This window comes from Halocynthiibacter sp. SDUM655004 (assembly GCF_026015885.1).
In the GTDB taxonomy this organism is placed as follows: domain Bacteria; phylum Pseudomonadota; class Alphaproteobacteria; order Rhodobacterales; family Rhodobacteraceae; genus Falsihalocynthiibacter; species Falsihalocynthiibacter halioticoli.
Genome location: NZ_JAPDUG010000001.1, coordinates 1,524,797 through 1,545,953, shown reverse-complemented (window position 1 = coordinate 1,545,953; position 21,157 = coordinate 1,524,797). Strand labels below are relative to the sequence as shown.

Annotated in this window: 20 protein-coding genes; 10 read left to right on the top strand and 10 right to left on the bottom strand. The window is 54.1% G+C overall.

Features of this window, described 5'->3' with window-relative positions; genetic code table 11:
* Positions 1 to 25: 25 nt before the first annotated feature.
* From N9C89_RS07560 to guaA, 3 genes are all read right to left on the bottom strand, one after another.
* Positions 26 to 922, bottom strand: coding sequence for a DMT family transporter (locus tag N9C89_RS07560; RefSeq protein WP_263953221.1), 897 nt, complete (start codon positions 920 to 922; stop codon positions 26 to 28).
* Positions 923 to 1,077: 155 nt separating this feature from the next.
* Positions 1,078 to 1,308, bottom strand: a complete 231-nt coding sequence (locus tag N9C89_RS07555) for a DUF6552 family protein (protein ID WP_263953220.1) — start codon at positions 1,306 to 1,308, stop codon at positions 1,078 to 1,080.
* A gap of 67 nt (positions 1,309 to 1,375) precedes the next feature.
* A complete protein-coding gene (gene guaA / locus N9C89_RS07550) occupies positions 1,376 to 2,932 on the bottom strand; it encodes a glutamine-hydrolyzing GMP synthase (RefSeq protein WP_394358485.1) in 1,557 nt (518 codons plus the stop codon).
* A 214-nt stretch (positions 2,933 to 3,146) separates the two neighbouring features.
* On the opposite strand from guaA, the gene N9C89_RS07545 reads away from it, so the two are divergent.
* Positions 3,147 to 4,685 carry a trimethylamine methyltransferase family protein gene (locus tag N9C89_RS07545; RefSeq protein WP_263953218.1) on the top strand — a complete coding sequence of 513 codons (1,539 nt, stop codon included), beginning with the start codon at positions 3,147 to 3,149 and terminating at the stop codon, positions 4,683 to 4,685.
* A gap of 17 nt (positions 4,686 to 4,702) precedes the next feature.
* On the opposite strand, the gene N9C89_RS07540 is transcribed toward N9C89_RS07545, so the two are convergent.
* Positions 4,703 to 5,020 (bottom strand): DUF6477 family protein, encoded by a 318-nt coding sequence (locus tag N9C89_RS07540; protein WP_263953217.1) that lies wholly within the window; start codon positions 5,018 to 5,020, stop codon positions 4,703 to 4,705.
* A gap of 207 nt (positions 5,021 to 5,227) precedes the next feature.
* On the opposite strand from N9C89_RS07540, the gene N9C89_RS07535 reads away from it, so the two are divergent.
* Both N9C89_RS07535 and lipA read left to right on the top strand, forming a co-directional pair.
* Positions 5,228 to 6,331, top strand: coding sequence for a DUF6456 domain-containing protein (locus N9C89_RS07535; protein ID WP_263953216.1), 1,104 nt, complete (start codon positions 5,228 to 5,230; stop codon positions 6,329 to 6,331).
* Between the two features lie 299 nt (positions 6,332 to 6,630).
* Positions 6,631 to 7,587, top strand: a complete 957-nt coding sequence (gene lipA / locus N9C89_RS07530) for a lipoyl synthase (RefSeq protein ID WP_263953215.1) — start codon at positions 6,631 to 6,633, stop codon at positions 7,585 to 7,587.
* A 96-nt stretch (positions 7,588 to 7,683) separates the two neighbouring features.
* Here the strand turns inward: lipA and N9C89_RS07525 are convergent, their stop codons facing one another.
* Positions 7,684 to 8,625, bottom strand: coding sequence for a hypothetical protein (locus N9C89_RS07525; RefSeq protein ID WP_263953214.1), 942 nt, complete (start codon positions 8,623 to 8,625; stop codon positions 7,684 to 7,686).
* A gap of 305 nt (positions 8,626 to 8,930) precedes the next feature.
* Positions 8,931 to 9,473: a hypoxanthine phosphoribosyltransferase gene (hpt, locus tag N9C89_RS07515; protein WP_263953212.1), complete on the bottom strand. Its 543-nt coding sequence runs from the start codon at positions 9,471 to 9,473 to the stop codon at positions 8,931 to 8,933.
* Positions 9,474 to 9,553: 80 nt separating this feature from the next.
* Between hpt and N9C89_RS07510 the strand changes: the two genes are divergently transcribed.
* Positions 9,554 to 10,000: a type II toxin-antitoxin system RatA family toxin gene (locus N9C89_RS07510; protein ID WP_263953211.1), complete on the top strand. Its 447-nt coding sequence runs from the start codon at positions 9,554 to 9,556 to the stop codon at positions 9,998 to 10,000.
* Positions 10,001 to 10,037: 37 nt separating this feature from the next.
* Positions 10,038 to 10,190: a hypothetical protein gene (locus N9C89_RS07505; RefSeq protein ID WP_263953210.1), complete on the top strand. Its 153-nt coding sequence runs from the start codon at positions 10,038 to 10,040 to the stop codon at positions 10,188 to 10,190.
* A gap of 77 nt (positions 10,191 to 10,267) precedes the next feature.
* On the opposite strand, the gene N9C89_RS07500 is transcribed toward N9C89_RS07505, so the two are convergent.
* From N9C89_RS07500 to N9C89_RS07485, 4 genes are all read right to left on the bottom strand, one after another.
* Positions 10,268 to 11,443: an ammonium transporter gene (locus N9C89_RS07500; protein WP_263953209.1), complete on the bottom strand. Its 1,176-nt coding sequence runs from the start codon at positions 11,441 to 11,443 to the stop codon at positions 10,268 to 10,270.
* 160 nt (positions 11,444 to 11,603) lie between these two features.
* Complete coding sequence (locus tag N9C89_RS07495; protein WP_263953208.1) at positions 11,604 to 12,074, bottom strand: CinA family protein; 471 nt, start codon at positions 12,072 to 12,074, stop codon at positions 11,604 to 11,606.
* Complete coding sequence (locus N9C89_RS07490; protein ID WP_263953207.1) at positions 12,071 to 12,565, bottom strand: phosphatidylglycerophosphatase A; 495 nt, start codon at positions 12,563 to 12,565, stop codon at positions 12,071 to 12,073. Before N9C89_RS07490 ends, N9C89_RS07495 begins: the two co-directional genes overlap by 4 nt.
* A complete protein-coding gene (locus N9C89_RS07485) occupies positions 12,562 to 13,713 on the bottom strand; it encodes a bifunctional 2-C-methyl-D-erythritol 4-phosphate cytidylyltransferase/2-C-methyl-D-erythritol 2,4-cyclodiphosphate synthase (RefSeq protein WP_263953303.1) in 1,152 nt (383 codons plus the stop codon). The genes N9C89_RS07490 and N9C89_RS07485 overlap by 4 nt, the downstream gene beginning before the upstream one ends.
* Positions 13,714 to 13,920: 207 nt before the next feature.
* On the opposite strand from N9C89_RS07485, the gene dusB reads away from it, so the two are divergent.
* The 5 genes from dusB to N9C89_RS07460 all read left to right on the top strand — a co-directional run bounded on the left by dusB (position 13,921) and on the right by N9C89_RS07460 (position 21,129).
* Positions 13,921 to 14,904 (top strand): tRNA dihydrouridine synthase DusB, encoded by a 984-nt coding sequence (gene dusB, locus N9C89_RS07480; RefSeq protein ID WP_263953206.1) that lies wholly within the window; start codon positions 13,921 to 13,923, stop codon positions 14,902 to 14,904.
* Positions 14,901 to 15,995, top strand: coding sequence for a two-component system sensor histidine kinase NtrB (locus N9C89_RS07475; protein ID WP_263953205.1), 1,095 nt, complete (start codon positions 14,901 to 14,903; stop codon positions 15,993 to 15,995). Before dusB ends, N9C89_RS07475 begins: the two co-directional genes overlap by 4 nt.
* Entirely contained in the window at positions 15,995 to 17,371 is a 1,377-nt protein-coding gene (locus tag N9C89_RS07470) for a sigma-54 dependent transcriptional regulator (protein WP_263953204.1), read from the top strand. Before N9C89_RS07475 ends, N9C89_RS07470 begins: the two co-directional genes overlap by 1 nt.
* 99 nt (positions 17,372 to 17,470) lie before the next feature.
* On the top strand, positions 17,471 to 19,720 hold the full coding sequence (locus N9C89_RS07465) for a sensor histidine kinase NtrY-like (RefSeq protein ID WP_263953203.1): 2,250 nt from the start codon (positions 17,471 to 17,473) through the stop codon (positions 19,718 to 19,720).
* On the top strand, positions 19,717 to 21,129 hold the full coding sequence (locus N9C89_RS07460) for a sigma-54-dependent transcriptional regulator (protein ID WP_263953202.1): 1,413 nt from the start codon (positions 19,717 to 19,719) through the stop codon (positions 21,127 to 21,129). The genes N9C89_RS07465 and N9C89_RS07460 overlap by 4 nt, the downstream gene beginning before the upstream one ends.
* Positions 21,130 to 21,157 lie beyond the last annotated feature (28 nt).

Here is a 21,157-nt window from a genome sequence, read left to right as displayed (position 1 = left end):
GTTACAAAAGACATGTAAAATAGGGTTACTGACCCGTATTCTCACGGGACTCGCGCAGCAGGTTGATATAATTCGCTGTGAATATGATCGCCGCGCCGTAAAACACATAGATGTCGATTCCTTCGTCATAGAAGAGAAATCCGATCAATGCGATGAGTGGTAGGCGCGCGAAATCAATCGGCATAACAGTTGGAGCAGGGGCAATGGATAGCGCCCGTGTCAGACAGAAATGAGCCACCAATCCACATAAACCAACAAGGAAAATTGCCGGCACATAAGCCATACTTGGGATTGTGATGTGCCCATCATACCCTGCGCCGATCAAGCCAAAGACGGTTTGGGTCGCGGTGAGGTAAACCATAATGCAGGTGATTGATTGGCTGCGGGTCAACTTGCGTGTGAGCACATTTGTCATCGCAAAACATATCGCGGAAAGTGCTGCGGCAATGATGCCGATGTTGATGGTTTCAACCGTTGGGCGGGTCACAACCAGAATGCCTATGAAGCCGAAGCAAGCCGCAATTGCGCGCCCGCGTGTCAGCCGCTCTCCCAGAAGCAGTGGAGAAAACAGAAGCACCCAGATCGGCGATGTGAATTCAATCGCAAAGACTTGGGCCAATGGAATGAGCGTAAGCGCCAGAAACCAGAGGTTCTGTCCGGTGAAATGAAACAGGTTGCGCAGGATTTGCAGGGGCAATTGATCAGTATTGACCTCGCGCAGGCTTCCGGTTGCCAACGCCACGGGAACCACAATCAATAGGCCAACGATCGAGCGGTAGAGCATTAATTCGAACGTGTCCAACTCGTTCAGAATCTCGCGCCCGGCGACAGCCATCGTCGAAAACGCAACAATTGCGCCGATCATCCAAAACGCCCCGCGAATTGCGGCGGGTTTAATGGTGGGGAGTGTTTGTTCTGACATGAGGCGAGATCCAAATAGAGCGAGAAACAGGTATCAGCAGAGAAACCTGTGTCAATTCAAATCCTGCGTTGCCATTGCTGAGAACTGGGATTCACGGGCGGCCATCACATCCCACGGTGTATGCGTACTCGGTCGGTAGACAGAGAAGACTTTGATTATGCGTTTAAATACCCAAAGAGGAGCGAAAGAAACGCCCCCAAATGAACAACCATGATCGCCTTGTCTTCCCACATGACGCCAACTGAAAACCATAGGAAAATTCCTATGAAAAACAGATAGATGTTGTAGGGGACAAGGTTCAGACCCGTTAAGCCATAGCCGAACAATTGCACGACCGTGGCAATCCATTTAACAACATCGACCCGCTTGATTTCCCTTAACGACAATTTTCTTGCCCCCATGGGACCATGAGAAAAACGCAGGGAACTCGAGAGTTTTGCAGCAGACCCTGAGTTATTCCCATTCGATTGTGCCCGGAGGCTTAGAGGTGATGTCATAAGTGACGCGGTTGATACCTTCGACCTCGTTGATGATCCGCGTTGCGGTTTCGCCAAGGAACTCGTGGCTGAACGGGTAATAATCCGCGGTCATACCGTCTACCGATGTCACCGCACGCAGCGCGCAGGCGTAGTCATAGGTGCGCCCATCGCCCATAACGCCAACGGTGCGCACAGGGAGGATCGCAACAAAGGCTTGCCAGATTTCGTCATAGAGGCCGTGCTTGCGGATTTGGTCGATATAGACCGCATCGGCTTCGCGGAGGATGTCGAGTTTGGCGCGTGTGATTTCACCGGGGCAGCGGATTGCAAGGCCGGGGCCAGGGAAGGGGTGCCGACCAATGAAACTCTTCGGCAGGCCAAGCTCGGTTCCGAGCGCGCGCACCTCGTCTTTGAACAATTCGCGCAGTGGCTCTACCAGCTTGAGGCCCATCTTTTCGGGCAAGCCGCCAACGTTGTGGTGGCTTTTGATTGTCACCGAAGGGCCGCCGGAAAAGCTAACTGATTCAATGACATCAGGGTAAAGCGTGCCTTGGGCCAGATATTCGGCGCCATCGATTTCGTTGGCGTATTTCTGGAACACGTCAATGAACAGCCCGCCGATGATTTTGCGTTTGGTTTCCGGATCTGCTTGGCCATCGAGCGCGCCGAGGAACAATTCCTGCTCGTCGGCGTGGATCAGCTTCATGTTGTAGTGATCGCGGAACATGGTCACGACCTCTTCGGCCTCACCTTTTCGCAGCAAACCGTGGTCAACAAACACACAGGTCAGTTGATCGCCAATCGCTTCGTGGATCAGAACCGCCGCAACAGAACTATCAACGCCGCCAGATAGGCCGCATATCACCTGCTTGTCGCCAACCTGCTTGCGGATGGCTTCGATCGCCTGTTCACGATAGGCACCCATGGTCCAATCGCCAGAGAACCCTGCGAGCTTGATGAAGTTTTCATAAAGCTTGGCGCCGTTCGGTGTGTGATGCACTTCGGGATGGAACTGGACCGCATAGAAGTTGCGCTCCGTATCGGCTGTAATCGCAAAGGGCGCGTTTGGCGATGTACCGTAAACCTCAAAACCCGGCGCGATGGCAGAAACGTGGTCGCCGTGGCTCATCCAGACCTGTTCCTTGCCGCCATCAAACCAGCCGTCGAGCAGAGGCAGTTTAGCATCTTCTGGTGTAACATAGGCACGGCCGAATTCAGCGGTGCCATGTCCGCGTTCAACCTTACCGCCCAGCATGTGCATCATCACCTGCTGGCCGTAGCAAATACCAAGCACCGGAACGCCGAGGTTGAAAACCTCTTTCGGCGGGCGTGGCGACCCTTCGGTCATGACGCTGGCCGGTCCTCCTGAAAGGATCACCGCTTTGGGTGCAAATCCGATCAGGAACTCTGACGTAACATTCTGATACGGATGGATTTCGCAATAGACCGAGAGTTCACGAAGGCGACGGGCAATAAGCTGCGTCACTTGCGAACCGAAGTCGATGATAAGGAGGCGCTCGTGCGAGGAAATATCTGTCATGCGGCGGGAATAAAGTGCTGCGCCCGTTGGCGCAAGAGCGAGCTTTGATTTCAGTGCTCATGGCGCTGTTTTAGGCGGTGAATGGCGCGGAAATTCGTGTCCAGTTTTTGAAAATGTCGCTTTCGGTCGTAAAATGTCCATTTTGCGCCCTGAGTAGGCGGAAATGCGTGACTAGATGTAAGGGGTTAGGACAAGGAAGACGCCAATGTCAGAGAGAATCGCTCGCAAGCGCGGCGGAGGCGGCGCAGCGCGCCGTGCAGCGCGGCAGGCCGTGAGTTTTGAAACTGCACCAACAATCGTGCGGAACATTCCGAACTACGAACCGATTGATGCGGCGACTTTGGATATTATTGAACGCAATGCGGAAACAGTCCTTGAGGAAATTGGTGTATCGTTTCCTGAGAATCCAGAAGCCCTAGAGATTTGGCGGAACGCGGGCGCAGAGATTGATGGGGATCGTGTTCGGATTCCACGAGGGTTGGCGCGCGAATTGTGCAAAACCGCGCCGTCGCAATTTACGCACCACGCAAGAAACCCAGAACGAAGCGTCACCATTGGTGGCGATAATCTTGTACTTGCTCCGGTCTATGGGCCGCCGTTTGTGCGCGATATTGAGGGTGGTCGTCGTTATGCTGTGATGGACGATTTCGAGAATTTTGTCCGCCTTGGATATATGTCCAAATACCTGCATTTGTCTGGCGGCACCGTCTGTGAACCGACTGATATTACTGTAAATAAACGGCATCTTGATATGTTGCTCGCGCACATGACGTTGTCGGATAAACCTTTTATGGGGTCCGTGACAGAGCCAAGCCGCGCGCAAGACTCCGTCGAGATGTGCGAAATTCTGTTCGGCAAGGATTTTGTTCGCGATAACACGGTGATGACCTCGCTCATCAACATTAACTCGCCGCTTACATTTGACTCGATCATGATGGGGGCGCTTGAAGTGTACGCGAAGGCAAATCAAGCGTGCATCATCTCGCCGTTTATCGTTGGCGGAGCGATGGCGCCCGTTTCGGTTGTTGGAACGCTGACGCAGGTCTTGGCCGAGGTTCTGGCTGGTGTGGCTTATTCTCAGTTAATTCGCCCTGGCGCTCCTGTGATTTTCGGAGCCTTTGTGGCGTCTATTGATATGAATTCCGGCGCCCCAACCTTTGGAACTCCCGAATCTTCACAAATCCTTTACGGGGCAGGGCAGTTGGCGCGCCGGCTTAACCTTCCCTTTAGATCTGGCGGAGGGCTTTGCGGCTCAAAACTTCCCGACGCACAAGCGGGATACGAAACTGCAAACACGCTGAATGCGGCCCTGCTGGGCGGGGTGAATTTCATGTTACACGCCTGCGGTTGGCTTGAAGGCGGGTTGGTCGCGTCTTTCGAAAAGTTCGTCATGGATGCCGACCAGCTTGGTGCTTTGCACAAAATGGCCGCGGGTATATCGAACGACGAAAATGCCCAGGCCATGAGTGCAATCGAAGAGGTTGGCCCAGGTGGGCATTACCTCGGCTGTGCCCATACCCAAGCGAATTATCAGGACGCGTTTTGGCGCAGTGATGTGTTGGATTATAAGCCATTCGAAACATGGCAGGACGAGGGATCACGCGATACCGAAAACCTCGCAGCCGCCAAGGTGAAATCGCTTCTGGCCAGTTACCAACAACCGCCTCTTGATCCGGAAATAGAGAGTAAACTTCGAACCTATATAGCTGAAAAGAAGTCGAGTTTACCAGATTCCTTGACCTAACCCTGCCGAGATCAGGGTTATCCAACGACGCGCAAATGCGAACGCGGGATTTCATCTGATTGTGTATAAAGCTGTGCTTCTCCCATGAGTGCAACAAGAACCTCAATGTGACGCATAACCGAATAGCTGGCTTCCCCGGATTTGCGCTTGTTTTCGAGGGCGCGCTCCTCGTTGATCAAGGTGATGAGTGCTTGGCCCGAACTTGGGATTTGCTCCAAACGCAATAGCCGTTTGAGATCACGTGTTCGATTGTAGTCGCGTAACCCATGACGAGCGGCGCGAATGAGAATGCGTGGGCGATGCAGCATTTTCAGCATTGATTTGATGTCGTTCATAAAGCCTCCGGTGTTTCTTGGATGCTTTAATCAAACACAACCTATGCGTGTGTTGCGCGTAATTTGACTCGCCGTACGCGTGTTTACGGATTGTTTAGTAATTAAACCCAAGGATAGCGAAACTGGTATTTTTTAACCTTTGGGTAACCATGTGTATTTCGGTTTGCTCGCGTACTTCAATCCAAAACCACAACAAGGAGACTCTTCATGGGGGATGTTATGGATACCTGTTTGCATCAGGATCCGTTGCCACACTGGGTGCCGCAAACTGCCGAGCGGTACCTGCTTCATACAGAGACGGGGTTGTCTATTCGGGCTGTTGCACGGGCGGTCGGGTGCCATGCATCAACGGTAATGCGGCAAATTCATAAATTTGAATCACGTCGCGATGACTTGCTCGTAGATCTTGGTTTGAAGCGCTTGGGCAAAAGTCATTTTCAGCCGCCGGAGGATATCGAAACGGCCAAAAAAATCGTTTTGCCAGCGCGCCCCGAAACACCAACTGAAGAGGATCAAGAGCTTGTACAAGAGGCGCGGCGGATTCTTAAGCGACTTTGTGAACTAGGCTCGCGCTTGCTTGTGGGGGAAGAAATGGAGCAGGCGGTTGTTCTGCGCGATTTGCCAAGTGGGCAATCCACGCGCACAGCAATATTGCACCGTAGTGTGGCTGAAGTTATGGCGCTAAATGACTGGATAAATTGTGTAAAATCCGGCAAAGTCACGCTCTATGAGATCACACCCCAAGGCCGTGCATTTCTGAAATGCGGTGGCGTGTCGCCTATGACGACACCTGTTGGGTTCGCCGAAAGCCAAGCCGCATTTTCCCCTGCGCCGTCCAGTCGCGCGATTGAGGTCAACTTACGCAAAACAAACCTTGCGGAAACCCCATTAACGATGTTGTCCCGCCGCCGTGATCCGGATGGTAACCCGCTTTTGACGGACGAGATGATAGCAGCGGGCGAACGGATTCGGGAGGATTTCGAACTCGCGCAGCTTGGGTATCAATGTGATGATATCTGGGAAAACTACATCTACGAAGGGGCGTATGCGAACGACAACCCTATAATTCCCTTTGCCAATTCAAAGCACAAAGAAGCACACGAGCGTGCGCGCGATGCGCTCAGAGAACTCGGACAAGACCTCGGTGACGTGGTCCTGCGCTGTGTTTGCAAGCTTGAGGGGCTTGAAGCGGCAGAAAAGGAAATGGGGTGGTGCGCCCGAAGTGGAAAAGTCATCCTACGGATCGCATTGTCGCGATTAGCTGCCTACTACAAGCACCGTTATGGCGAGCACGGTCCGCTGATTGGCTAAGTCCATTCGGATGTGGGCCAATAAGTGGATGCTGACCTGCTTTACGTAACAGGCCACGCACAAAAGATTTTGCGAGTGGGGCAGCGTCAAAGCGCTTGAATTTGCTTAGATTGCCCCGCGTTTTTTCCCTCCTTAGGAGGATTGCTCGAAGCCCGAATCCACGACGGGCTTGGGGCTATACTGATTTTCCTCATATGCGCAGCGTTGAGTTTGCTGCATAGCTGCTCACCGCGACGATTCAAACGCTTCCCATTCCCGACAAAAAACCGTTATACACGGGCAAATTGTGAGGAGAAATCATGCGTGATCTCAAGATTCCGGCCCAGCGCCATCCAGAGAAAGCCAAGAACCCTGATAACGCTCAACCTAAGAAACCAAGTTGGATTCGGGTAAAAGCGCCGGGCGGCAAAGGCTATGCCGAGACCCACAAGATCATGCGGGACAATGCGCTGACGACGGTTTGTGAAGAAGCAGGCTGTCCGAACGTTGGTGAATGCTGGTCGCAAGGCCATGCCACGATGATGATCATGGGTGAGGTCTGTACTCGGGCCTGTACGTTCTGCAATATTGCAACCGGTAAGCCGCCCGAAGACCTTGACCCGTTTGAGCCTGGTCGCGTTGCTGCTGCAGTCAAGAAGCTCGGATTGAACCACGTGGTGATCACCTCGGTTGATCGCGACGATGTTGAGGACGGCGGAGCAGAGCATTTTGCTCAGACGATTAGAGCCATTCGCCAGCAATCCCCGAATACGACTATCGAGATTTTGACGCCGGACTTTATTCGATGCGATCCTAAGGTGCTTGAGATTGTCGTCGAAGCGCGGCCTGACGTTTTCAACCATAACCTCGAAACGGTTCCCGGCCTCTATCCAGAGGTGCGCCCAGGTGCGCGCTATTTCCACAGCTTGCGTCTTTTGCAGCGCGTCAAAGAGATGGACCCGACGATGTTTACGAAGTCCGGCATTATGGTTGGTCTTGGCGAAGACAAACAAGCTGTGATGCAAGTGATGGAAGACATGCGCGCTGCAGATATCGATTTCTTGACGATCGGGCAGTATCTCCAACCGACGCCCAAACACCATGCCGTTGATCGGTTTGTAACACCTGAGGAGTTCAAGACCTATGAGAAGGCCGCCTATGGCAAAGGTTTCCTCATGGTCTCTGCGACGCCACTGACGCGCAGTTCATACCATGCTGGCGACGACTTCGCGCAATTGCGGGCAGCCCGCGAAGCAAAGTTCGCGACAAAAGCCTAACAAAATATGAACTAACAATTTATGAAAGCGCTCCGACATGTGTTCGGAGCGCTTTTGGTTTTGTGTAACCTGTTCTACGAACAGCTACGATATCAGCTAGAAATGTTGCCCAAGCCCGGCACCGTAGAAATAGTCTGTGTTATGGACATTGCTGCCAATAAAGACGTTGAGCCATCCATCGTTAAAAAACCGATACTTGCCATTTAGGCCATAGACCAATTCGCCGGAAAAGCCGTCGCTATACATAAGGTCAACGCCAACCGAGGCATTACGTACGATGTTATAATCGGCATAGGCCGTGATCGTATTTTCAAAGGGCGATTCCAGTCGATCCCAGCGAAGCCCTGCGTTGAACTCTGTCGAATGTGCCTCGATACCGATGCGATAGAGGAACTGGTCATAGTCCTGAAGTGTGGTCCACTCAAGGCCGCCATATACAGCGAATTGATAACCCTGATCGCTTACTGGGAAATCGTGGCGAACGGCAAGATTCCAATCCCTTAGATCAAGGTCGTCCATTTGGTTGTAGGAAATGCCGACTTTGGTGTTGGAAAACTGCCCGTCCCAGCGGGCGCCAATCGGGCGATCATCTGAATTTGAAAACAAATAAGCGTTGGAAACCCAAGAGCGTGTTAATTGTCCAAGCTCAAAATCAAGCCATGTGCTGCCTAGGAAGAGGTGCGTGTCAAAATAGCCCTCGTCGGTTACCGGACGCGGCGCCCCAATCGAAAAGCGACCAAAGTCACCTGTATAACTCACTGCAGCATAAAACGCTTTAGGATCATCTCCGCCCGGGCCATCAAGGCCTTCTATTGCGAAATGTAAACCGAAGGGGCCGAGATTAGAGGAATGTTGATCCGGGCTAATCCCAAAATCAAGACGGCCGGAGAAGGTCGTTTCGCTGTCTCCAAAAACAGAAAACCGTTCAAGCCCCACGTCACCGCGGATATATATTCCGTTTGGCGCGCTGACTTCTGCGGCGACTTGTGTGGCCGCAACGCTGGCAACGAACGCACAAAACAAACTGCGCTTAGCCATAATTCTTCCTAACAAATGTATTCTTACTCGATACTCAACTACCAACTTCGATACTTGCAAAGCGGTCTTGTACCTATAGACCGCGAAACATTACCAAAACCTTGTTGCAGAACCGATACAGAGCTATTCGATGCGAATTTTGGGGTTTGGCTCGCGCTGCAAGCCCTCGGGAATGCCGACAAACCGCTCCAATCCAGACAAGGCCAAACACAGGAGCACCACACCAAAAACGAGTATCACGCGCCGCGTGGAAGGCGGTCTGCGGCTCCAGCGCGACATGCGTAGTAAGTGGCGCGGATTAAGGCTCATTCTTCGGTAAAGCGCACCTTGCCGATATAGGGGAGGTTGCGGTTTCTTTGTGCAAAATCAATGCCGTAACCTACGACGAATTCGTCCGGAATTTCAAATCCGGTCCAGTCGGATTTGATGTCAACCTCACGGCGCGATGGCTTGTCGAGCAGGCAAATCGTCTTGAGCTTTGCAGGATTTCGGGAGTTCAAAAGATGCGTCACATGGGTGAGCGTATGGCCTGTGTCCACAATGTCCTCAACAACCAGAACATCACGGCCTTCAATGGCACCGCGCAGGTCTTTCAGGATGCGCACTTCGCGGCTGCTTTCCGTACCGTCACCATAAGACGAAGCCTCGAGGAAATCGACTTCAACAGGCAAATCAAGTTCCCGCACGATATCCGCAATGAAGACAAATGAGCCGCGCAAAAGCCCAACGACAACAAGCTTGTCTGTCTTGGAAAATTCACGCTCGATCTCGCGAGACAACTCCTCGATCCGTGCGGCGATAGACTTGGCGGTGATCATCTGATCGATGACATAAGGACGCGTTGGCATGGTTCTCCCCTTGCATTTAGGCGCGGAGTACACGAAATGGAGGGCCATTGCTATGAATAATTGAGATAGTTTAACCCGATATGCCCACGCACCAAGAGACCCGCACACTTCCTTATACGGCAGAGCAGATCTATGACCTCGTTGCGGATGTCGGGGCCTATCCCCAGTTTTTGCCATGGTGCGCAGGGGCGCGAATTCGGTCTGTGACCCCAATTGAGGGCGGAGACGAAATGCTGGCTGATCTGGTGATCAGTTTCAAAGTTTTCCGTGAGCGCTTCGGTAGCCGCGTGCGTCTTTATCCGGAGCGGCGGTTGATCGAGACCGAATACCTTGACGGACCATTCAAATACCTCAAGAGCCATTGGAAAATGCGAGATCTGGAGAAGGGTGGCTGCGAGGTTTCGTTCTTTGTGGATTTCGAGTTCAAAAGCAAAATCCTACAAAAGCTCATTGGCGTTGTGTTTAACGAAGCGATGATGATGATTGTGCGTGCTTTTGAATCGCGCGCCAAGAAGCTCTACGGATGAGGCCCATCTACGCGAACAGTCGTGAGGGGCGCATCGTATGACGCCCATGGCCATACTTATCATCGCGGTGATCTTGTTTGTTTTGCTTGGCTATTACCGCGTTTTGATCCGGCTTGTTTTCAAATTTGTCTGGCTCATACTAACCGCAATCCTGTTGCTGGCAGTGGTCGGAATGTTCACTTCGGGTTGAAATCGCGGCTTCCTGTCGGAGAATAGAAAAGGCCGCCCCGATTTGGAGCGGCCTTCATTTTGTAAGCAGTGATAAACCTACGAGTTAAATTCGTAGGCCCGCTCGCCATGAGCTTCGAGATCAAGCCCGTTGGTTTCGGCTTCGGCGCTCACCCGCATTGGCGTGATAAAGCCAACGACTTTCGCAATGATAACCGTCACGACCAGCGTGAATATCCCGACAATCACAAGCCCGCCAAGTTGTGCAACCCATTCGCCCTTGCCAAACGCCGCAATCATGATGGTGCCGAAGATGCCGCCAACACCGTGTACCGCGAACACGTCCAGCGTGTCGTCGATCTTGAGAACATTGCGGATCAGGTTCACAGCTTCCTGACACAGGATGCCCGCAACCGCGCCGATGATCAGTGCCTCGATCGGTCCAACAAACCCCGAAGCAGGTGTGATCGAAGCAAGGCCCGCAATAGTACCGGTAACAAGGCCAACAAGGCTCGCGGTGCCGTATTTGATCTTTTCCCAGAGTGCCCAAGTCAAGCTGGCGGCCGCCGCCGAAAGATGCGTGACTGTGATCGCCATCGCTGCGCCACCGTCTGCGGCAAGTTGCGAGCCGCCGTTAAAGCCGAACCAGCCAACCCAGAGCATCGCCGCGCCGATCATAACGAAGCCGGGCGAGTGGGGTGGTTTGTTCTGAACCTTGCGTGCCCCAAGCATGACGGCCAGCACAAGCGCCGCGATCCCAGCGGTTTCGTGCACGACGATACCGCCTGCGAAATCCATGACGCCTGTGCCGAAGATGCCGCCCTCAGAAAGAAAGCCGCCGCCCCAGATCCAATGCACAACTGGCGCATAGCAAAGCAGCATCCAAAGGCCGGAGAAAGTCAGTACATATGCAAAGCCGATCCGCTCGACATACGCCCCAACGATCAGCGCAGGCGTGATAATCGCAAATGTCATTTGAAATGCGAAGAAGAGGACTTCGGGTAGGGTTCCGGATGTGCTTTCGGTTGTGACCCCTGAGAGGAAGGCTTTGCCCAAGCCGCCCCAATACGCACCTCCGTCACCGAAGGCGATGGAATAGCCAACAACAAGCCAAAGCACGCTCATCAAGCACGCAATGGCGTAACAGTGCATGAAAACGCTCAGCACGTTGCGGGCGCGCACAAGCCCCCCGTAAAAAAGCGCCAGCCCCGGTAATGTCATAAACAACACCAAGGCCGTGGCCATCATAATCCAAGCTGTATCTGCCCCGTTCATCGTCCCCTCCGATAGGTTTTTTCCGTGATAGAGGCATGAAGCGTCCAATCAGTGATGTGAAAAGAGGCAATAGGTGTGATGGGTGTGTAAAAAACGGGCAGTTACGCGATTGCCGTAATAATAGGCAATTCGCGGCGCGTTTGATTATTTGTTGTGCGAGTTAGGAAATGGCGTTGAGGAGAAGCGTAAGCGCATGATCGCGGGCCGCGATACGGACATTGCCGCGCCCCATGGCACCAAACTCCACGGTTTCAGTTTTGGTCGGGTGGCCCGCTTGCGCCAAACCGAAACAAACGCGCCCCTCAGGTTTGTGCTCACTTCCGCCCGGACCTGCTATGCCTGTGATTGAAACCGCAAGCGTGGCGTTGGAGTTTGCAAGTGCGCCATCGGCCATCTCTTGGGCGACTTCTTCGGAAACTGCGCCAACGCGGTCGAGCGTTGCGCCCTTAACGCCAAGAAGCGCTTGTTTTGCGTCATTGGTATAGGTGACAAACCCGCGATCAAATATCGCCGAGCTTCCAGCCACATCTGTGATCGCCGCGCTGACCATACCGCCCGTACAGCTTTCAGCCGTGGCAATCGCCACTTTGGCACGAAGGCTGAATGTTAAGAGGCGCTCTGCAAGGCTCATACCCATACGATATGGTAAATCACCCCAAATGCAACAACGGTAAGAGCTGCGAACACGCCAGCGATCACATCGTCAAGCATCACACCGACGGCATCGTTGCGGCGGTCTGCCCATCCCACAGGGCCGGGTTTGGTGATGTCAAATGCGCGAAACGCCAGAAACGCCACTATAATGCCGGGGTAAAGCGCGAGCATCGTGGTTTCGGCAAACCCAGCCCCAAAAGACACGGGCCAAAGCGCGATCCACATGCCCGCGACCTCATCAATTACGATCTCGCCTGGGTCATGATCCGCTTTTCCCGCAGTTTCCTGTTTGGTCGCCCAAATGCCAACAAAGATCACCGCAATGGTCGCGACAGCCAGCACAGGAAAGCCACCGATCAGGTGTAAAATATAAGCGGCGGGTAGGGCGGCGAGGCTGCCCCATGTGCCAGGGGCGGGCTTGAGAAGTCCGGCGCCAAAGAAAGTTGCGATCAATTTCGTTGCGGTCATGATTTCACCAATGTCGCCGTGGCAAGCGCGGCGATCCCTTCTTCGCGGCCAGTAAAGCCGAGGCGTTCGGAGGTTGTTGCTTTCACGCTGATGCGTTCAATGTCCAACCCCATGATTTCGCTAAGTTTTGCGCGCATAGCTGTCGCGCGGGGGCCGATTTTCGGTTGTTCGCAGATCAGCGTACAATCGACATTTCCAATGGCAAAGCCGCTGTCTTGTGCCAGCTCAACGGCGTGCTTTAGGAAAATGTCGCTTGCTGCACCTTTCCACTGTGCCTCGCTCGGCGGGAAGTGCTGTCCGATGTCGCCCTGACCAAGCGCACCATAGATGGCATCAGTGATCGCATGCATGCCTACATCGGCATCGGAGTGGCCTTGCAGCCCGCGACCAAACGGAATTTCAACACCACAGAGGATCACATGGTTGCCCTCACCAAATCGATGCACGTCAAATCCGTTGCCAAGCCGAATGTCCATTGATCTTTGTTCTCTTTCTTTAAGTATGCGTTCCGCGCGGGCGAAATCCTGCGGGTAGGTAAGCTTGATGTTGTCCTCATCCCCTTGGGTGATGGTGACGTCAATACCATGGCCAAGGGCCAGCTCTACATCGTCTGCAGCCTCGTGTGTGCCGTTTTCATGCGCTGCGCGGATAGGGGCAAGGGCAAAGCCCTGTGGTGTCTGGGCGCGAAAAAGCCCGTCGCGCGATTGCATGCCAGTCACCTGTGCGTCTTCTCCACGCCAGAGTGCATCGGTGACAGCAAGGGCAGGGGCAGCAGCGTCTGAATCGGCTAGTGCTGCGATAACCCCGTCGATCACGGCACGGCAGGTCAAACAGCGTGCGCCGTCATGTATCAGCACATGCGTCGTGCCCGATGGAAGAGCGGTAAGCCCAAGCGCAACAGAGGCTGCGCGGCTTTTACCGCCGATTGTAAAACCGACATTCTCTATATCGTTAAGGCAATCCCGCGTCGTTTCTTCGGTGTCAGCGGCATGCACAACCGTGACCGATGCCACATCCGGATGCCTTGCAAATATCTCAACCGTGTGGAGCAGCACAGGTCGTCCCGCCAGCAAGCGGAATTGCTTTGGCAATCCGCCGCCCATCCTGCTCCCGCTTCCAGCGGCGACGATGAGCGCGGCCACTTTCATCTTGTCCGGTGCTCCGGTTGGAATTTGTGCGTTCGTCATGGGGTATCTCTAGGCAAATCGCGAATTGATAACAACGACAGATTGTGCTCCATGGGGGTGTGATTAAAAAATAGGCATTGCGTGTTTTTGTTGCATTTTACCAATCGGTAGAATTGCCAATTGTGTTTTAGAGCGGTAGCAAAGAGCAAATGCACAAGGATTAAGCGTTTGACCGTAAAACTCGCAGAATTGGATTTGACCCCACCGGTGTTCCTCGCGCCGCTGGCGGGTATTACCGATCTGCCGTTCCGGAATCTCGTGTCAAAATTCGGGGCGGGCCTCGTTGTAAGCGAGATGGTCGCCAGTCAGGAAATGGTGCAAGCCAAACCGGGTGTCCGCGAACGCGCCGAGCTTGGGTTTGACAGCGCCAATACCTCGGTGCAAATCGCGGGGCGGGATGCCTATTGGATGGGCGAGGCCGCGCGTATGGTTGAAAGCAATGGTGCGCGTCTGATTGATATCAATATGGGCTGCCCCGCCAAAAAGGTTGTAAACGGCTATTCCGGATCGGCACTGCTTAAGGATCTGGATCATGCGCTCACATTGATCGAGGCCGTCGTCGCGGCTGTTAAAATTCCAGCAACGCTTAAAACGCGGCTTGGTTGGGACGACGACCTGCTCAATGCACCGGAACTTGCCAAACGGGCAGAAGCTGCTGGTATCCAAATGATTACGATCCACGGCCGAACACGTTGCCAATTTTACAAAGGTCGCGCCGATTGGGCCGCGATCAATAGGGTGAAAGAGGCGGTCGCCATTCCCGTGATTGCGAATGGCGATATCCTTGGTCCCGAAACCGCGCGCACTGCCCTTGAGAAATCCGGCGCAGATGGTGTGATGATCGGGCGCGGCGCGCAGGGGCAACCATGGGTGCTAGCACAAGTGTCAGCCGCCCTCTATGGAACGGATGAACCCGAGGTGCCAGAGGGCGCGGGTTTTGCCGATATGGTCGCTGCCCATTACGAAGAGATGCTCTCGTTTTATGGGGAAACGCTTGGCGGTCGTGTCGCGCGCAAACATTTGGGGTGGTACATGGATCGCGTCCAAACGCCGCCTGACCTTCGAAAATCCATACTGACTGAACGCGCGCCCGCCGCCGTTCTGACGCGCCTGCCAGAGGCGCTCTTACCGCATGACAGGATCGCAGCATGACGGACTCCAACATCGACTTTTGGGCCTCCTTGCCCATTCCGGCCTTCATTCTCGACGCAGACGATCATATCGAGGATTGTAACCCTGTGGCCGAGAGTTTTCTCAATACATCGGCCAAAACGCTGCACGGCGCACCTGTTTGGGACAAGGTCATGATTGACGCGCCGCTTGAAAGTTCGTTTGAGCGCGTGCGCAAAGATCGGTCCGCGCTATTTATCAATGACGTGGACGTCGGCGGCGGCGACCGCCCGCCGGTTCTCTGTAACATTCAAATCGCGCCACTTTCTCTCGTTGGCGGGGAAACTTCGGCCAAGGTTCTCTTGCTGATTTCTCCGCGCGAGATCGCAGGGCGCTTAGGGCGCAGCCACTCGGTAAAGTCAGCAGCCAAATCTGCGATCGGCATGGCCGAAATGCTGGCCCATGAAATCAAGAACCCGCTTGCTGGCATCACGGGTGCTGCGCAACTTTTGTCGATGAACCTCAGTGTAGAAGATCAGGAAATGACTGATCTGATCGTTGCTGAAACACGCCGCATCGTGAAGCTGCTGGAGCAGGTGGAGCAATTCGGCAATGTGCTCATGCCGCAGTGTAAGGCCGTGAATATCCACGATGTTCTGGATCGCGCCCGCCGTTCGGCCATGGTCGGTTTTGGTGCACATATGGATATCGTTGAGGATTACGATCCCTCGCTCCCCGCGACTTGGGGAGATGCTGACCAGCTTCAGCAGGTGTTCCTAAATCTGCTCAAGAATGCGTCCGAAGCCAATAAAGCGGGCGGTAAAATCCGCATTCATACATTCTATGAAAACTCGATGCGCCTGCGCCGTGCCGATGGCTCTGGTTCTGTGCCGCTGCAAATCGAAATCATTGATGATGGTCCGGGATTACCGGCCGAAATTGCAAGCGATGTGTTCGAACCCTTTGTCTCGGGCCGCGAAAACGGAACCGGCCTTGGCCTCGCGCTTGTGAGCAAAATCATATCCGAGCATCAGGGATGGATCGCCGTTGACTCGGCGCCAGGCAGAACCGTGTTCCGCATCTCCTTGCCTGTTGCCCCGAAATTTGAACAAACCGAAGTGGAGACCGCCTGATGGATGGGACAGTTCTAGTCGCAGATGATGATCGTACAATTCGTACCGTCCTGACCCAAGCTTTGACCCGAGCGGGCTGTAAGGTCCATGCCACGTCTTCTTTGATGACGCTGATGCGTTGGGTCGAGGAAGGGAAGGGCGACCTCGTGATTTCCGACGTCATGATGCCCGACGGAAACGGCCTCGAAGCGCTGCCGAAAATTGGCGAGCTTCGCCCCGGCCTGCCGGTGATTGTGATTTCGGCGCAAAACACCATCATGACCGCTATTCAGGCCGCCGAGGCCGAGGCCTATGATTACCTGCCCAAGCCGTTCGATCTTCCTGATCTGATGAAGCGGGCGGCCCGTGGCCTTGAGATTAAACGTCGTGCGCGCAACGCCAAACGAGACGACGATACCCAGCAAGAGGGCGCTTCCGACGATCTGCCGTTGGTTGGCCGTACGCCTCAAATGCAGGCGCTTTATCGGCTCGTTGCGCGGGTGATGAACACCGATCTCTCTGTGATGATTTCTGGCGAAAGCGGCACTGGCAAGTCATTGATCGCGCGCGCAATCCACGATTTCTCAGACCGTCGAACGCTGCCCTTTGTTGTGGTAAGTGCGAATGATCTCAAAGGGATGGATGGCCCAGCTACAGTAGTTTCTCGCGCAAAGGGTGGCTCGATCCTGTTTGATGAAGTTGGTGATTTGGATGCGGATTCCCAAGCACGTGTTGTTCGAATGCTCGACAGTTTCGGCGACAATGCCCCGCGCATCATGGCGACCAGCCAAACCAACTTAAGCCAGAAAATGGAAAGTGGCGAGATTCGGCAAGATCTCTATTACCGCCTCTGTGGCGTGACAGTGACCGTACCTGCGCTGCGCGAGCGGGTGGATGACATTCCGTTGCTGGCAAACCATTTCCTCGCGAAAGCAGAGCGTGAAGGTGCGCCGGTCCGCCGTCTTGGGCAGGATGCGATGGAGATGATCCGCGCATATAGCTGGCCGGGCAACGTACGGCAGTTGGAAAACACGATCCGTCGTCTGGTCGTTACATCCGTTGAAGAAGAAATCACCGTCCCCGAGGTCGAGCTTGTGTTGGGCAACCAGCCTGCAATGGAGCCGACCAGCACAGGAGCCGAGGGCGAATTGCTGTCTGCATCGGTAGCAAAACATCTGCGCCGCTACTTTGATCTTCACGGCGGTGTCTTGCCGCCACCCGGCGTTTATCAGCGGATTCTGCGCGAAATCGAGACACCATTGATCGAAATCGCCTTGGATGCGACAGGTGGAAATCAGGCTAAGTGCGCGGACTTGCTTGGAATTAACCGAAACACCCTCAGAAAGAAGATCACAGACCTCGAAATTAGCGTGACACGCCGTCGCAAATTGATGTAAAAGAGCAACATACCCGTGACAATAAGGCTGCGGCCATAGAAAAGCAGTGGGTATGTTGTGGTGGTCACACATGGGGCCACATCATCTTTGGAGGGCACAGTGCCAATTTTGGGACAAAGTGCGACGATAAACAGGCTTAGTCGGCTGCGCCGGCAACGAAAATTTCAGAACATCGCAACTCTGGGATTGGTCGTTCTTGGCCCGATATTGGCAGCGGCGACGTTTGTTGTGCTTGGCCCCTATGAGGTGGCCGCTGGGCCAACTGCGCTCCGCCTGATTCTCTTGGCCGATTTGGTCTATGCGCTGCTTGTGGCCTCGCTCGTGTTGCAACGGGTGGTGCAGATGATTGCAGCAAGGCGGGCGAAATCTGCTGGATCGCGGCTTCACCTACGTTTGACCGGCGTTTTCGCGGTTGTGGCGCTCTTGCCGACTATTCTGGTTGCTGTTTTTGCGATGCTTACGGTGAATGTCGGGATCGAGGGCTGGTTTTCCGAGCGTGTGCGGGAAGTGGTTTCATCTTCGCTCGATGCTGCACAAGCCTATGAGGCGGAGCACCACCGTTTTCTCGTGACCGATGCCGAAGCTCTCGCAGACCGTATCAACCTCAACGCATTGGGCAGCGTGCGCACGCCCGATGGTGATCTGCGTGAATTCCTTAACGAAGCCCAGCAAGAGGTGAATCGCAACTTCCGCGAAGCTTTTGTGATTGACGGGGCCGGTGAAATCCGAGCCCGCGGCGTTCGGTCATATCTATTTGATTACGAACGCCCAAGTGACGACGATCTTGCCCGCGCCGATGCTGGGGAAACCGTAGTCATCCGCGATTGGAACAACAACGAATTCCGCGCCTTGGTTGCATTGTCGGGCTTGCTTGACCGTTATTTATACGTGTCCCGCGATGTCGATGGAGAGATTTTGAACCTGCTGGACGAGACACAAGAAACCGTGTCGCTGTATCAACAGCTTGAAAAAGACCGTGGCAAAATTCTCTTTGAATTCGGTCTCTTATACCTCGGCTTTGCAGTTATTCTGATCTTGGCAGCGATCTGGCTTGGCCTGTGGTTTGCCGAGCGCCTGTCGCGTCCCGTGGGCCGATTGACCAGCGCGGCACAGCGCGTTGGCTCGGGCGATATGTCTGTTCAGGTCCTTGAGGAACGCGGCGACGATGAAATCGCAATGCTCGGCCGCTACTTTAACCAAATGATGCGCCAACTGCGTGATCAGCGCGAAGCCTTGCTTGATAACACACGCCAGATTGAGGCGCGCCGTCGTCAGTTTGACTCGGTGCTGAATTCCGTCACCTCAGGTGTTGTCGGGCTTGACGCCGAGGGGCGCGTGGACTTTGTGAACCGCTCCGCACGGCGTCTGCTGGCTTTGTCGAGCAATGCTGGCGATGAACAGATTGCCGTCGCCGTTCCCGAGTTTGGCGCGTTTTTTGAACGCACGCGTAAATCCCGCGCCGAAATTGCTCAGGAAGAGGTTCGCGTAACGCGCGACGGCAAGCTAGAGAACCTGTTGGTGCGGATTTCACCACGGCGGAACAGCGAAGGTGGGCTAGAGGGCTATGTGATCGCCTTTGACGATGTGACAGACCTTGTAACCGCGCAGCGTATGGCAGCTTGGGGGGATGTAGCGCGGCGGATTGCCCATGAAATCAAGAACCCGCTAACACCCATCCAGCTTTCTGCCGAGCGGATCAAACGCAAATTCTCGCCCCGGCTTGAGGAAGCAGACGCCGAAACACTCGCTCAGATGACCGAAGTGATCGTGCGCAAGACCGATGATCTTCGCCGCATTGTAGACGAGTTCTCTAAGTTTGCGCGGATGCCAGAGCCAGAATTGCGCGAGCATGATCTGAATGAATTGCTGCGAGACGCCGTTGTTTTGCAAACTGGCGCATTGGGCGAAGTTACGCTTTCCGCAGAAGTGCCGGATGGTCCGTGTATGTCTGATGTCGACGCAACAATGATCGCCCAAGCGCTAACAAATATTATTAAGAACGCTGGGGAAGGTGTTGAAACTCATATGGAAAAAGGCGTACCAGAAGGCTTTGATCCACAGGTTCGGATAGAGGTTGAAACCAATGAGTCCGAATGGACGGTGCGTATTTCCGATAACGGCATTGGCTTCCCCGCCGACAGGACGCGGCTCTTTGAGCCCTATGTAACAACCCGCGATAAGGGGACAGGCCTTGGCTTACCCATCGTGAAGAAAATCGTTGAGGAGCACGGCGGTACGCTGGCGCTCCTTGATGCAGAGAAATTTGGCAATACCGAGCGTGCAGGCGCTTGTGTGGCGATCACTCTCCCGTGGTCTGCTGCGACAACAGGAAGAGAGGTAGGACAATGAGCGACATTCTAATCGTTGATGACGAAAGAGATATCCGCGAGTTGATTTCGGATATCCTTAAAGATGAAGGGTTTACGACCCGTCTTGCAAGTAACTCCGACGAGTGTATGGAGCAGATCAACGCAGAGCCTCCGGGCCTGATGATCTTGGATATCTGGCTAAAGGACAGCCGGATGGACGGTATCGATATCCTCAAGGCAACGAAGCGTGACAACCCCGATATTCCGATTGTGATTATCTCTGGGCACGGCAACATCGAGATTGCGGTGGCCGCGATTAAACAGGGGGCTTACGACTTTATTGAAAAACCGTTCAATATTGATCAGTTGATGGTTGTCATAACCCGCGCGATGGAGACATCGCGTCTGCGGCGCGAGAACAACGAGTTGCGACGTCGGGATGTTTCAAGCGCCGAGATGCTCGGGTCAAGTTCGGCGTTTAAAGCATTGAAATCTAACCTTGAAAAGGTAACAAAGTCTAACGGGCGCGTGATGCTGACTGGTCCGGGTGGTGCAGGCAAAGAGATCGCCGCGCGGTTCATTCATGCCAACAGCGACCGCGCCAATGCGCCGTTCATCGTTGTGAATTCTGCTTCGATTGAGCCGGAACGGATGGAAGAAGTTCTTTTCGGTCGGGAAACCGCGGAGCGCGGCGTTGAGCCGGGATTGTTGGAGCAGGCCCACGGCGGCGTAATCTATTTTGACGAAGTCGCGGATATGCCTCTTGGAACCCAATCTAAGATTTTGCGCGTGTTGGTTGATCAGCAGTTTCAGCGCGTTGGCGGCAGTGACAATGTGCGCGTAGATATTCGCGTTATTTCGAGTTCAAACAGGGACTTGCAAGCCGAAATTGACATCGGAAATTTCCGTCAGGAGCTATATCACCGCCTGAACGTTGTTCCGATCACGGTCCCATCTCTTGAAGATCGTCGCGAGGATATTCCTGAACTTGCCGAAGCCTTTATCGCGAAGTTTAACCGCGATCAGGGTTTGCCTCTGCGCGAACTTACGGGTGAAGCCAAGGCTCTGCTGCAAACAATGCCGTGGCCAGGCAACGTGCGCCAACTCAAGAATGTGGTTGAACGCATCTTGATCCTTGGCAACGACAACGGCCCGATCGATGCCAGTGAGCTTCCACAACAAAGTGAGCCTGAAGGCGATGGTGCAGGGGTGATCCTATCGGCTGGTCTTGCAACCTTGCCATTGCGCGAGGCGCGCGAGTTGTTCGAGCGGGAATACCTGATGACCCAAATCAATCGCTTTGGCGGAAACATCAGCCGCACCGCGACATTCGTTGGAATGGAACGCAGTGCTTTGCACCGAAAGCTTAAATCGCTTGGGATTGTGACCAGCAACAAGACCGGCGCGCGTGTTGCCCATGTGGATGAGGTCGCTGACGAGCAGGCGTAATCCGGAATTGGCGCGTGATACCGTGGGT

Coding starts and splice junctions, on each gene's coding strand:
- N9C89_RS07560 (WP_263953221.1), bottom strand. CDS start 922: ATGTCAGAACAAACACTCCCCACCATTAAACCCGCCGCAATTCGCGGG.
- N9C89_RS07545 (WP_263953218.1), top strand. CDS start 3,147: ATGTCAGAGAGAATCGCTCGCAAGCGCGGCGGAGGCGGCGCAGCGCGC.
- N9C89_RS07540 (WP_263953217.1), bottom strand. CDS start 5,020: ATGAACGACATCAAATCAATGCTGAAAATGCTGCATCGCCCACGCATT.
- N9C89_RS07535 (WP_263953216.1), top strand. CDS start 5,228: ATGGGGGATGTTATGGATACCTGTTTGCATCAGGATCCGTTGCCACAC.
- lipA (WP_263953215.1), top strand. CDS start 6,631: ATGCGTGATCTCAAGATTCCGGCCCAGCGCCATCCAGAGAAAGCCAAG.
- N9C89_RS07525 (WP_263953214.1), bottom strand. CDS start 8,625: ATGGCTAAGCGCAGTTTGTTTTGTGCGTTCGTTGCCAGCGTTGCGGCC.
- hpt (WP_263953212.1), bottom strand. CDS start 9,473: ATGCCAACGCGTCCTTATGTCATCGATCAGATGATCACCGCCAAGTCT.
- N9C89_RS07510 (WP_263953211.1), top strand. CDS start 9,554: ATGCCCACGCACCAAGAGACCCGCACACTTCCTTATACGGCAGAGCAG.
- N9C89_RS07505 (WP_263953210.1), top strand. CDS start 10,038: ATGACGCCCATGGCCATACTTATCATCGCGGTGATCTTGTTTGTTTTG.
- N9C89_RS07500 (WP_263953209.1), bottom strand. CDS start 11,443: ATGAACGGGGCAGATACAGCTTGGATTATGATGGCCACGGCCTTGGTG.
- N9C89_RS07495 (WP_263953208.1), bottom strand. CDS start 12,074: ATGAGCCTTGCAGAGCGCCTCTTAACATTCAGCCTTCGTGCCAAAGTG.
- N9C89_RS07490 (WP_263953207.1), bottom strand. CDS start 12,565: ATGACCGCAACGAAATTGATCGCAACTTTCTTTGGCGCCGGACTTCTC.
- N9C89_RS07485 (WP_263953303.1), bottom strand. CDS start 13,713: ATGAAAGTGGCCGCGCTCATCGTCGCCGCTGGAAGCGGGAGCAGGATG.
- N9C89_RS07475 (WP_263953205.1), top strand. CDS start 14,901: ATGACGGACTCCAACATCGACTTTTGGGCCTCCTTGCCCATTCCGGCC.
- N9C89_RS07470 (WP_263953204.1), top strand. CDS start 15,995: ATGGATGGGACAGTTCTAGTCGCAGATGATGATCGTACAATTCGTACC.
- N9C89_RS07460 (WP_263953202.1), top strand. CDS start 19,717: ATGAGCGACATTCTAATCGTTGATGACGAAAGAGATATCCGCGAGTTG.